11 protein-coding genes and 1 pseudogene are annotated in these 12945 nt (G+C 31.7%); 2 read left to right on the top strand and 10 right to left on the bottom strand.

Annotation, left to right across the window (positions count from 1 at the left end):
- Positions 1-91: 91 nt before the first annotated feature.
- The 7 genes from AC0IXC_RS03860 to AC0IXC_RS03830 form a co-directional block, all read right to left on the bottom strand.
- Positions 92-2230: a penicillin-binding protein gene (locus AC0IXC_RS03860; RefSeq protein ID WP_326998450.1), complete on the bottom strand. Its 2139-nt coding sequence runs from the start codon at positions 2228-2230 to the stop codon at positions 92-94.
- 239 nt (positions 2231-2469) lie between these two features.
- Complete coding sequence (locus AC0IXC_RS03855) at positions 2470-3069, bottom strand: undecaprenyl-diphosphatase (RefSeq protein WP_002141978.1); 600 nt, start codon at positions 3067-3069, stop codon at positions 2470-2472.
- Between the two features lie 273 nt (positions 3070-3342).
- On the bottom strand, positions 3343-4332 hold the full coding sequence (locus tag AC0IXC_RS03850) for a zinc-binding dehydrogenase (protein ID WP_002032421.1): 990 nt from the start codon (positions 4330-4332) through the stop codon (positions 3343-3345).
- A 145-nt stretch (positions 4333-4477) separates the two neighbouring features.
- Entirely contained in the window at positions 4478-5896 is a 1419-nt protein-coding gene (locus AC0IXC_RS03845; RefSeq protein WP_002189762.1) for a HAMP domain-containing histidine kinase, read from the bottom strand.
- Positions 5893-6567 (bottom strand): response regulator transcription factor, encoded by a 675-nt coding sequence (locus AC0IXC_RS03840; protein WP_215589718.1) that lies wholly within the window; start codon positions 6565-6567, stop codon positions 5893-5895. The genes AC0IXC_RS03845 and AC0IXC_RS03840 overlap by 4 nt, the downstream gene beginning before the upstream one ends.
- 12 nt (positions 6568-6579) lie before the next feature.
- Positions 6580-7110: a hypothetical protein gene (locus tag AC0IXC_RS03835; protein WP_002032426.1), complete on the bottom strand. Its 531-nt coding sequence runs from the start codon at positions 7108-7110 to the stop codon at positions 6580-6582.
- A 109-nt stretch (positions 7111-7219) separates the two neighbouring features.
- Positions 7220-7738 (bottom strand): GrpB family protein, encoded by a 519-nt coding sequence (locus AC0IXC_RS03830; protein WP_002032428.1) that lies wholly within the window; start codon positions 7736-7738, stop codon positions 7220-7222.
- 126 nt (positions 7739-7864) lie between these two features.
- On the opposite strand from AC0IXC_RS03830, the gene AC0IXC_RS03825 reads away from it, so the two are divergent.
- Positions 7865-8746: a protein kinase family protein gene (locus AC0IXC_RS03825; RefSeq protein WP_215589720.1), complete on the top strand. Its 882-nt coding sequence runs from the start codon at positions 7865-7867 to the stop codon at positions 8744-8746.
- 46 nt (positions 8747-8792) lie between these two features.
- A complete protein-coding gene (locus AC0IXC_RS03820; RefSeq protein WP_033709154.1) occupies positions 8793-10112 on the top strand; it encodes a sensor histidine kinase in 1320 nt (439 codons plus the stop codon).
- A 99-nt stretch (positions 10113-10211) separates the two neighbouring features.
- Here AC0IXC_RS03820 and AC0IXC_RS03815 read toward each other — a convergent pair whose 3' ends face one another.
- The 3 genes and pseudogenes from AC0IXC_RS03815 to AC0IXC_RS03805 form a co-directional block, all read right to left on the bottom strand.
- Entirely contained in the window at positions 10212-10310 is a 99-nt protein-coding gene (locus tag AC0IXC_RS03815; protein ID WP_000007808.1) for a YjcZ family sporulation protein, read from the bottom strand.
- A gap of 135 nt (positions 10311-10445) precedes the next feature.
- Positions 10446-11245 (bottom strand): annotated as a pseudogene (locus AC0IXC_RS03810) (energy-coupling factor transporter transmembrane component T family protein).
- Positions 11238-12938 carry an ABC transporter ATP-binding protein gene (locus AC0IXC_RS03805; RefSeq protein WP_002013167.1) on the bottom strand — a complete coding sequence of 567 codons (1701 nt, stop codon included), beginning with the start codon at positions 12936-12938 and terminating at the stop codon, positions 11238-11240. Before AC0IXC_RS03805 ends, AC0IXC_RS03810 begins: the two are co-directional and overlap by 8 nt.
- Positions 12939-12945 lie beyond the last annotated feature (7 nt).

Genomic DNA, 12945 nt, shown 5'->3' with positions numbered 1-12945 from the left:
TATTATTTTTTCTAAAAATTACGGTGCGTGAAATTAGTTGAATCTCTAAAAAAAAGAGCCAATTATATATAGGCCCTTCAAAATTTCCAAATTAATTCGTGTTTGCCTCTACTAACGGTTGTAGCGGTGGTTCTAATTCTAGTTCTAAAGTGTCACCCTCTTGTAAATCTTGTCCTTTTTCAATACTTTGACTCGTTACATAGCCCATACCTGAAGTTTTTAAATCTAATTTTAATAGCTTGGAGAAATACATAACATCACGCATTGACCAACCTTTTAGGTTAGGCATTTTCACATTACTTCCTACTAGAAGTATGCGATCTCCTTCACTCATTACTTCGCTAGTCTGTGGATATTGTTTTATTATCTTTCCTTCTCCTAATAATACCGGCTGAAGTTTCTCTTTTTCTGCAATATTTTTTACAGTATCCATTGTTTGATTTACATAATTTTGTACTTTTATTTCAGATTGCTTTGTTGCATCTGCCATTTGCTTTTCTGTATATGGTTTCACTTTTAAATATTCTAGACTATTTTTCATAACTGGTTTAAAAATTTCAGCAAGAGGCTGAGCACCGTATTCATTCCCCTTTAATTTAGGTTGCTTAATGGCTAAATATACGACTAATTGTGGATCATCAATTGGAGCCATTCCTAAGAATGAAAAAATATAATTATCTTTCCCTTCCATATATCGTCCATTTTCAGGATTCGGAATTTGCGCTGTCCCTGTTTTACCACCAATCGGATAGCCATCAATTTTATACATCGTTCCCGTTCCTTTTGATGAAGTAATAACTCGCTCCATTAAGTTCCTTACCTCTTCTGCAGTTTCTTTTTTAATCGGATTCCCTATTTCTTTAGGTTGATTTTCCATAATAACTTGTTTATTTGTTGGATTTACAACCTTATCAACAATATAAGGTTGCATCATTTTCCCGTCATTTGCTATAGCTGTGGCCGCTTGTACGATTTGAATAGGAGTTACAGTTGAGCCTTGGCCGAAAGAAGTAGTAACTTGTTGAATTTGAGTATTTAACAATAATGTATTTTTACTTTCTCCAGGTAAATCTATCCCTGTTTTTTGATTGAAACCAAATTTATTCATATATTGCTTGAATTTATTTGGTTTCAGTAACTGGTCTTCTAAAATAGAAAAAGCAACGTTCGATGACCGTTCAAACCCTTCATCAAATGTAATTGAGCCCCATCCATAGCCGCCATTATGATCTTTAATCTCTGCTGAACCAACTGCGTATTTTCCTGATTGGAAATATTCTTTCCCGTTATATACATCTTCATTAATTGCAGAAGCTAATGTAAAAACTTTCATTGTAGACCCTGGTTCGAATGCATTCGCAATTGGATCGTTTAAAAAATATTCAATGTCTCCCTTGTTAGGATTATAACTAGGCTTACTAGACATTGCTAAAATCTTACCTGTTTTTGGATCTGCAATAATTCCTACTAACATAGAAGGGTCATAGTGTTGCGCCGCTTTATTCATCGCGTCTTCTAAAAAACTATTAATTTGTTTATCAAGCGTAAGGTATACGTTATTTCCATTTTTAGCAGGTTCTACTTTTCCTATATCATTTGTAAGTGGGATTCCTTTTCTTGAACCTACATATGAAACATTACCATTTGTAGAGCGCAAATATTTATCCAAACTTTCTTCAAGCCCAAACTTCCCCACCGCATTACCTTTATCGTCTGGTCTTGCAAAACCAAGTATATACGAGGCGAAATCTTCATTTGGGTATACTCTGGCTTTTTCTGTTGTGAAAGATACACCTGGTATTTTCAAATTATTAATCTCTTCCTTCGCTTCTCTAGATAAGTTACGTCCAATTTTACCAATTTCAACTTGCGTACGTCCTTCGTGAAAATTTTTCATGATCTCCTCTTTATCAACTTCAAGCGCATCTGCTAAACGTTGTGCGGTGTCTTCTTTATCTTTTAATTTATCTTTTCCTTTTAGGTTTACAACGATGCGATATGTCGTTGAGTCTTGGACTAATACTTTACCGTTTTGATCATAAATTGTCCCGCGATTTGCCTCTAAAACTCCATTTTTGTTTTGTTGTTCCTTCGCAAGATCCTTTACATTAACATTATGCACGACTCCTACTGCTTGAATATAAAATATACGTAAAAGCATAGTAAGAAACAAAACAATAAAAGCAATCATCATATATCGAGCGCCTTTATTCGTTTGAAGTTTATGCATACTAATCTCCTTTCCTTTACAGTGCATTAATGCGAAGATGCGCTACTAAATATGTTCTTTAATATAGTAGATACTATATTTTTCGAAGTTTTTTTACTAATTCCTCTATAACAATAAGAAAACCAGTTCTGTTGCTATTTATTTTTTATTAATTTTGTATTTTTTAATATAAAATACGGTGAGTGAAATTTTTCGAATCTTCAAATAAAAAGAACCTACTTTTTGGTAGGTTCTTAAGTTTACGCTATGTGGTTATATTTCGCTAAAAAAGGAACTCGTTTTGCTACTAGTGCATACATTTTGAAAATAAAACTTGCTAACGGTTCAAATATACGTGCGCTTTGCATCACTAATCCACTTGTAATAAATGTTAAGAACGCAGCACCAAGTATATCTAGAGGATAATGAACGCCTACGTACATGCGTGATACACCGACTAATATTGCCCATATTAACGCGATATATTTAAGTTTTTCTCCTCTTAGAATAAATACGAAAGCAATCGAAAATACGAGTACAGAATGATCACTTACAAATGATGAATCTGCTGCATGCGGTACTAATTGATTTACATGATGTGTTATAAAAGGACGCGGATGGTAATATACCGCATGTATAAGAACATTTACTAATAATGCAATACTAACTGAAAGTGTCGTATATAACACTGTATATTGTTTTCTAATTGCATTCTCTTTCTTTCCATTATTGAACCATAGGATAAGCATAAATAGTATTGCTACATATGCAGCACTATTTGTAATAGCGATCATTAGCGTATCTAATAGCTTGGATGATCCAGCAAAGTTATTAATCCATTGAAATACTGTGTAATTCATATTACTCTCTCCTTATTATTACTCATTGTACTTTAAATAAAGATACAAGTGTTCTTGATTTACACAGTATACAACATCAATATGAAAATGGACTTAAACTTTTCTCATCTAATTCTCATTTTGCTACTATTCATTTGACAATGGCGTAACTATTTACACGAGCTAAATATGTATAAGGGTTGTAAACCATTTTAAATAGTATGGTGAACACTCTATGCATGAATATAATACATAACATATTCATTTAAATATATTAGTTACGAAATCATATTCTTATTCCATACGAAGGGCAATATTACCGAATTGTTCTCCTTGCTGCATTCGATTTAAAGCTTGGATTGCTTCTTCTAATGGATATACTTTATCAATAATTGGTTTAATATTATGTTTCTCTATAAAATGAACCATCTCATTAAATTCTTCACGGCTTCCCATTGATGTTCCCATAATATCAATTTGATTATAAAATAATGCTCGTAACGGTAATTCGATTTTATCTCCTGAACTTGCACCAAAGTTAACGATTCTTCCATTTGGTTTTAATATATCAAAATATTTTAAGAAAGTCGCCGGACCTATACTATCTATAATTAAATCCACTTTTTCTCCATGTAGGCACTCTTCCCAATTACCAGAACTATTAAAAGAAAAGTCTGCACCATATTTTTCAGCAGCCTTTCTTTTTCCCTCTATCCTTGAAGTAACACTCACCTTTGCTCCAATTGCTTTAGCAAATAACATAGCATAAGTAGCTACACCACCGCCGATTCCCGGAATTAGGACATGTTCTTCAGGTTTTAATCTACCTTTTGTAAAAAGCGCTCTATATGCAGTTAATGCCGATAAAGATAAAACGCCAGATTCTTCCCACGTAAGATATGATGGCTTTTCCACTACATTTTCTGCTGGTACAATAACATATTCAGCAAACGTTCCATCGGCTGGTCCACCTAGTACTTCAGGTAACTCTGGTATTTCATGAGTATTATTCCATCCAATACTAGGGTTAATAATAACCTCGGTATGTAGTGAAATATTTGAAACTCCTTCTCCTAGTTCTATAACAATACCTGCACCATCTGACCCTAAAACTAATGGTAGTTCCATTTCTTTTCTATTATTCATTATAAATAAATCACGATGATTTAAACCTGCTGCTCTTAATTTCACTTTAACTTCCCCCACATTAGGAGTTATCTCCGGTGATAATTTATATTCTAAACCTTCTAACCCTTTTTTATGTTGATGTACAATAGCTTTCATTAATTATTCCCCCTTAATCCTTTCAATGTACTTTAAATATCGAAATAAATAAAATAATTTGATTACTAAGCATCAAAAAAGGAGGAAATACAAAATGTATTCCTCCTTTTAAAGAGTATTTTCAAAAAGAATTTTTTACCTTTAACTATTCATGTGTAGTATCAGGAAATGTAATTGTAACAATTGTTCCTTCGTTTTCTTTACTCTCTAATTGAATAGCTCCGTTATATTTTTCTACAAGCCTTTTTGCAATTGATAAACCTAGCCCATTTCCACCTTGTTTTCGGCTTCTCGCTTTATCAACTCTATAAAAACGGTTAAGAACAAATGGTAAATCTGCTTCAGGTATTCCTGCCCCATGATCTATTATGCGGATTTTAATTTTGCCTGACCGCATACTTGATTCAATGCAAATATACTTATTAGCTTCTTTTGTATATTTCACTGCATTATCCATTACAATAATAATTATTTGTTCTAAGTAAGATGATGGTATTGAAACATACGCTTCATCTGCATCCAATTTCATATCAAATTGAAAGTCAGTTTGCAGTATTGCAAAGTTTTGTGTAACTTGTTTTAATACGCTATTAACATGGACTCGTTCAGCTGCTATTGGATGTATCTGTTCTGATTCAGCCCTTGATAGCTCTAGCAATTCTGAAACTAATTTATTTAATCGATCTACTTCTTTTAAACTGGATTGAAGAGATTTATCCAATATAGCTGGATCATTTTTCCCCCATCGATTCAGCATTGATAAGTGCCCTTGAATAATTGTTAATGGTGTTCTTAATTCATGCGATGCGTCTTCTACAAACTGTTTTTGCTGTGTAAAAGAAGTTTCCACTTCATCCATCATTTCATTAAAAAGAATCGATAATTTTGCGAGTTCATCATTATTTTCTCGTACTGGAACTCTTTCATTTAGTCCGTTTTTCTTAATACGCTTCATCGTATCCGTTATGTTTTGAACACTTGATAAAAGCTTTTTCGTTATAAGTATTCCGCCTAAAAAACTAAACACTAATCCACATATCCCTGCAAAGACCATTACCACTAAGATAATTTTTAATAAATGATCAAATGTCTCTAAGTTTTTCGTAAGTTCAATAGTTCCCGTGAATTTTTTTGTTTGAATTGGTATGCGCTCAACTAATATTCGATCTTCTATATGTCTTTTTATTAAGGATTCATCTTGGGTAACCTGTTTTGGTTTTATCCAAGCTTCATTAAAATCTCGAGAAACAGTAACAATGGGCTTTCCATCATTTCCGATAATACGAATCATTTGATGTTTATCAATCATATTATTTAGAAATTCTTTACTATTTTCAAATGTTTTGCTCGAGAGCATTTCGTTTTTATCTTGAAAATATGCCGCTATTTCTGTCAATTGTCTGTTTATTTGTTTCTGTTCATAATCTATAGTCCACTTATTAATTACAATGAATTGTAACGTGCTATACAAAATAAACAAAATGAATACTAGTGTAGTGGACCAAAGTGTTAATTTCCACTTTATAGGTAAATTTCGAATTCGGTGCACAATGTTTTTTATCATTTCATTATATATCCAGCACCGCGGACTGTTTGGATATACTCCTCCTTATCCACACTATGTAACTTATTACGTAAATAACGAACATATACATCGACTATATTCGTCTCAACCATTGCATCATAACCCCATACTTGGTCCAGTAAAATATCACGGGTAAGAACTCGATTAATATTTTTCATAAACATAAGCAGTAGCTCGAATTCTTTATTTGTAAGTTCAATTTCTTCATTTCCTTTAGTTATAGTTCGAGATTCAATCTGAAGCTGTAGATCTTTAAACGAAAGAAATGATGCGTGCTTTTGCTCTGTATTTTCTTCTCTCCTAAAAATCACTCTCATACGTGCTAAAAGTTCTTCAATTGCAAACGGTTTTGGAAGATAATCATCAGCTCCACTATCTAACCCTGTCACACGGTCCATAATACTATCACGAGCAGTCAACATAATAATAGGTGTACTTTTAGTTGCTCTTAGTCGACGACATACTTCCAGTCCGTTTAATCCTGGTAACATTAAATCAAGTAATATGAGATCGTAATTCTTTTCAAGTGCTGCTTCTAATCCCTTTCTTCCATCAAGTTGTATATCTACTATATATCCTTCATACTTTAATTCTAATTCTAAAAAATCTGCTAAGCTTTCCTCATCCTCAATAATTAGTATTTGTTGCAACGATACTTCCTCCTATACGATTAAATGAATAAGTAATTCTATTCCGAATATAATTGCAACGATTTGATGTGTTTTTCGATACATTATCAATTTCGTTTTCTTATTAGTTTGTTGTAAAACAAATCCCGCAATCCCTAATGCTATTAAGGTTAAAAGAGAAAATATACCACTGTATACTAGCATAATATGCCGACTTCCTTTTATTAAAAAGTAAACACCGTGAGTAGTCGCAACAGCTATTACAGCGTATCCAATTAATACGTGAAAATGTTTTATAAAAAGATATAGCTCTTTAATTATTTTAAATCTGTGAATATGTTTCTTCTTTAAAAATAACCATATATGACGTAAGAACCATAATGATGCAGCTATAATTACCCCGTATTCACCTAAAGAACCTAATTTCTTATTTAGCCATTGTACATTTAATACATTCCCGTACAAAACATTAATAAATAGCAATTCTACACTACAAACAATAAAAGTAATACCGATTATTTTAACATATATATGGAAACATTTATTTCTAAGTATTTTCTTCATTTTATATAATCTCCTTTTGACTCAAAAGCTCTATAATCAGCAGTGTATCAAGTAAAAGAGAGAATAACATGAGAGAAAGATTAAAATAAAATGAGAATCTGCAAACTACTTATATTTTATTTATCTCCTTTTTGGCCAATTCTAATATGTTGCAAATAAACGGTGCTTTTGCATTTGTATATGAAACACGATCAAAAGGATATGCAGCAGCAAGCATCTCTTTTAATACTCTATATTCTTCACGTGCCCACTCATGATTTATTAGAAAGTCTCGAAATAAAAGGTTGTTCCTCCATTCCTCGTTATTATAAATATAAACATGTAAATGGTGGGTACCAGCTCTCCATTTACCTTTTCTAAAAAAACGCCAATTAGGTGTTTTTTTAGGAACATATTCATAGCCAATTTCTTCTAGGGCTTCCCTCCAATTCACGGTAATTTGTAAATTTGTTACGCCGATCATCATATCAATAAGAGGTTTAGCCCCTAACCCTTCTACAGCTGTGCTTCCGATATGTTCAATAGCAATAATTTCTTCATGGAGTAACGGCACAATTTTATTTTTTTCATTTAAAAACTCTGTATGCCAATATTGTTGGTATGGTTTAATTATGATTTTTCCATCCATTTGCTTTCCTCCTTATAACTATATATTATTATATTTATAAAATTTAAATTTATAAATATAGGGATTTCACAAAATAGGTCGAATACTGTAATGGACAACTTAATTATATTAAATTTGAGGTGAATTATGAAAGATATTCCAGTTAAAATTCAGTTAGATACTATAACATTCCAACTAAAAAAACATCATAATTTTGATTGGCTTACAAAACTAGGTACAGTATTTGCGGTTTTTGACCAACAAGATTCCGGTAATATAAGTTTTGGTGTTGAAAAGAATGGGAAAAAGAACTTTATAAAATATGCAGGGGCACAAACACTCGCATATAATGCTTCTACAAATGAAGCTATACAAAGATTAAAAAGCTCAGTTACTATATACAATGAATTAAAACACGTTTCTCTTATAAGTTTAATTGATCACTACCCTGTACAACATGGATATGTTTTAATTTTTGATTGGTTTGACGGTGAATGTCTCCACCCGCACTGGAGTTTCCCACCCCCAGCAAAATATAATGATCCTAACTCACCATTTTATAAATATAAAAAATTATCCGTTAAAAATAGGCTAGTTTCATTAAATTCTATTCTTAATTTCCATACTTACGTTGAACACAAAAACTATGTAGCTATTGATTTTTATGACGGTAGTATTTTGTACAACTTTAAAACTAATGAAACAAAAATTTGTGATATTGATTTATACAGTAACAAACCGTATGTAAATAAGATGGGACGAATGTGGGGGTCATCTCGTTTTATGTCACCTGAAGAGTTTCAACTTAATGCTATGATAGACGGGAAAACTAATGTATTTAATATGGGGGCTATAGCTTTCGCACTATTAGGTGGCGGGCAAGATCGTTCCTTTATGAAATGGGAAGCTAGTGCAGGCTTATATGAAGTAGCATACCGTGCTGTAAATGAAAATCGTAGTGAGCGCTATGCGTCAATGGAAGAGTTTAATAATGCATGGTTAAAAGCCTATAACACTGAAAATCTATAAAAACTAAATACATTGTAAAAGTACATGTAAAACTTGTACTTTTATAATGTATAATACATATGGGATTGAAATTCAGGATAACGAGGCATGTATTATGAACTTTGTTTACATTAATCAAAATGTTTTAAATAATCTTCTTTATATTTTAAGCAGTATATTTGTTTTTTATTTTATTTATGATAGTGGGTACTTCGGGAAGAAATATAAGAAACTACTTATCATTCTTTGTACGAGTATCCCACTAATTTTATGTATGCGGTACCCCATCTATATGGATGAAAATTATATTCACGATTTAAGACAAATCCCCTTTTTAATTGGTACACTTTATGGTGGATTTCCAGTCGGTATTGCATTACTCATGATTTTATTAATAATACGTTTTATGTTTTATGGTTTTAGCCTGTTAACAATCATTGTTTATGGAACGATGTTAATAATTACAGCATTCGTATCATCAAAATTTAATACATACAATAGGAAAATAAAAGTAACTTCATCTATGTTTTTAACTTTTTTCCTTGCAATATTTACAACAGTAATTGTTTTAACTCTATCAGATTTTGAAGTGAATAATTTGTACATTATTTATTTCATTCTATTACCAACTATTTTAATATTATTTATGGTCTATTTTAATGAGGTTTTAAAAGATGCAATATTTATGCGATCAAAATTAATAAAAGTTGAAAAAATGGAGATTGTCAGCCAACTCGCTGCAAGTATTTCACATGAAGTAAGGAATCCATTGACTGTTGTAAAAGGATTTACACAACTTTTAAAAACACCCAATATAACTCAACAATCCAAAGATGAGTATATTGAACATATTCTTGAAGAATTAAATCGTGCACAAGCAATTATTGATGATTACTTAACTTTTGCCAAACCGGCTTCAGAAAAACTAGATCATATTTCAGTGGAGCACGAGTTAAATCGAGTTATTAATATGATGTTGCCTTTTTGTAACATGAATACTATTAATATTACAAAAGAGTTCTCAGAGGGAACAATTATTGGTAATACACAGCACTTCCATCAATGTTTTTTAAATTTAATAAAAAACAGTATAGAAGCAATGCCATGTGGCGGTAATCTAATTATTTCTGCAACTGTTAGCAATAATAAGGTCATAATAAGGATTCAAGATAGTGGAGTTGGAATGTCGCAAGAGCAAATTAATCGATTTGGCGAACCATATTTTAGTACAAAAACGAAAGGTACGGGTTTAGGAACGATGGTTGCTGTTAAAATTATTGAAACGATGCGAGGCAGTTTAAAAATCCGAAGTATCGTTAATAAAGGAACTACTTTAACTATTACATTCCCAAAATATAATAATGAGAGCACGTTGCATAATAAATAAAAAAGGAGCATAATGGCTCCTTTTTTATTTCGATACAAAAAGTATCTGCTATGTTTTTTTAATTTACATTTAGAAGAGACTAATTAGAAATTAGTACCCTTAGCTCCAACAGCTACATCCAACAATAATTAATAAAATAAATAACACAACTAATAAAGCGAAACCTCCACCAAAACCACAAGAACCGCCGAAACTCATATTTTTTCCTCCTTTTGGTTTGAAAACTAATAGGTAGTTGATCATTTTAACTGGTTCGTATTATACAGTATGTATATCTCCCTTTTTTGAGCATGTCTTTATAAAAATTAGTAAAAGCACTCTATTGAGAGTGCTTTAAAATGGGTACCAGAAGCTTTGGAATACATTCAGCTTTAAGTAAACTGCAATAATCAAAATGATAATACCAACAAAAAGTGTGATGTAATCCTCCTTTTGTGCGTCTTTTGCATAGTACCACGTTCGTTTATCCTTTTTTCCAAAACCTCTTAAATCCATTGCATTTGAAACAGTATCAATCCTTTCTAATGAATGAATAATAAGTGGCCAAAAAATTAAAACACGGTTTTTCATACGAATCCACAAGCTCGCTTCTCCTTTTTCAAAAGGTACGCCTCTTGCTTCCTGCGCGTGTCTAATGATTATATATTCAGATTGAATACTTGGTATATAACGCAGTGCAATATTTATTGCATATGTAATTTTATAAGGAACAGCAAATTTATTTAAGCTGCTTACAAATTCACTTGGATGAGTTGTATAAATAAAAAGAAGTGTAAATGGTAATAACGTAAAATATTTCAATGAAAGTGTAGCTGCATAAAATAAAGTTTCATATGTAATTGTTGCATAACCTATATAAAAAAAGAGGTATACGATCCCGTTAATTCCGATCCATGGGTGGGCGTAATGAAAAGAATCATAACGGAATTTAATAAACTAAATGTAAATATAACGCTGAAAATAACTATAATTTTACGCAATTGAATTTTTGCAATTAAGAGGCCGATACATCCAATAATAAATAAAATTAGCAATATACGAAAATCAAAAAATAAAAAAGTAAGTGTCATACAAAATATAAATAAAGATAATTTAATTGCACCATCCATACGATACAAATACGTATTATGCATATTCCTCCCTCCTATTAGCTTCAATATAAAGTTGCACAAATGTTTCTGGAGTTGGAATTCCGCTTAATTTAGCTAGTTTTATTAATGAAATCTCCCGTAGATTAGCTCTTTGTAACGTTCCTTTATCCCCTAAAACAGCAGATACAGTATTGTCCGCAATAATTTTCCCTTCATGCAGAACTACCGCTCGATCTGCATATTCTAAAGCAAGATTCATATCGTGTGTGATAATAATAAAGGATATGCCCTTTTCAGCCAGTTTTCTAATAAACGACATAAACTGTTTGTAATGGTAATAATCTTGTCCAGCTGTCGGCTCATCTAATACAATAAGTTTTGGGTTTGTTATAAGTACAGATGCAATAGTAAGCCTCTTTTTTTGTCCATAGCTTAATGCCTGAATTGGCCAGTTACGAAATGGATATAATCCACAAATTTTTAAAGATTTTTCGACTCTTTTCTCAATCTCATCTTTAGAAACCTTTTTTAATTTTAATGAATATGAAACCTCTTCTAAAACAGTAGGCTGTGTAATCATTTGATTTGGGTTTTGCATAACGTAAGAAATAACTTCCCCGCGTTTACGAATAGACCAACAATTTATATTTTCTCCATCGAATGTTATTCTCCCATTCTTCGTTTTATTTATTCCTATAAGAGTATGAGCTAATGTCGATTTCCCTGCTCCATTATGACCCAATAACGCTACTATTTCTCCCTCTCCTATTGAAAGGTTGATATCTTCTAAGGCTGTATGTTTGTTATTGTACGTAAATGATAAATTTTCTATCTTGCATAAAGCTTTTTTAATATATTTGTTTTTTGATGAAACTTGCTTATGCATCCAGTTCTTTAATAGGCTATGAACGCCTGCATTACGAAGATTTTCAATTGGAAATACCCTAACATTATTACTATCAAAATTTAATTTCTTTAGCGCCTCTATATAAATAGGTTCTCTTAGTCCGATATTTGGTAATATATTAGAATTTAAAATACTATCCGGTGAACCAACGGCAATAACTTCTCCCTCATCTATTAAAATAATTTTATCTAAATCAAGGTTTAAAATTTCTTCTATTCGATGTTCAATAATTACAATTGTTTTATTATATTTCTCATGTATATTTTTAATGAGTTCTATTGTATTCAAACTACATGCAGGATCCAAATTAGCTAACGGTTCATCAAATAATAATATATCGGCATTTGTCGTTAGCAGACCTGCAAGAGAGACTGTCTGTTTTTGACCTCCTGATAATTCATGCGGACTTTGTGTATGAAAGTCCTGCATGCTTACCTTTTTTAAAGAATCCGTAACAATCTTTTTCATTTCTATTTGATTTACACAATCGTTTTCTAATGCAAATGCTACATCCTCTTCGACAGTAAGGCCTATAAATTGTGAATCTTGATCTTGTAATATTGTCCCTACGTGTTTACTCTGTTCAAAAACACTACCTTTTCTCGGATCCTTTCCAGCTATTAAAATGTTACCGGTACTTATCCCTTCGTAAGAAAATGGGATTAGCCCATTTATACAATGAGCTAATGTTGACTTACCTGAACCACTTCGTCCAGCGATAAGTACCTTTTCCCCAGGATATATTTGAAATGTAATATCTTTTAAAGTAGGCTGCGTGGTATGCCTATATTGAAAGGTAAATTGTTCAAAAGAAATAATTGGTTGCATGTATACA

This window comes from Bacillus sp. AC266 (genome assembly GCF_979253805.1).
The sequence above is the reverse complement of the archived record's forward strand: the minus strand, read 5'-3'. Positions and strand labels throughout refer to the sequence as shown.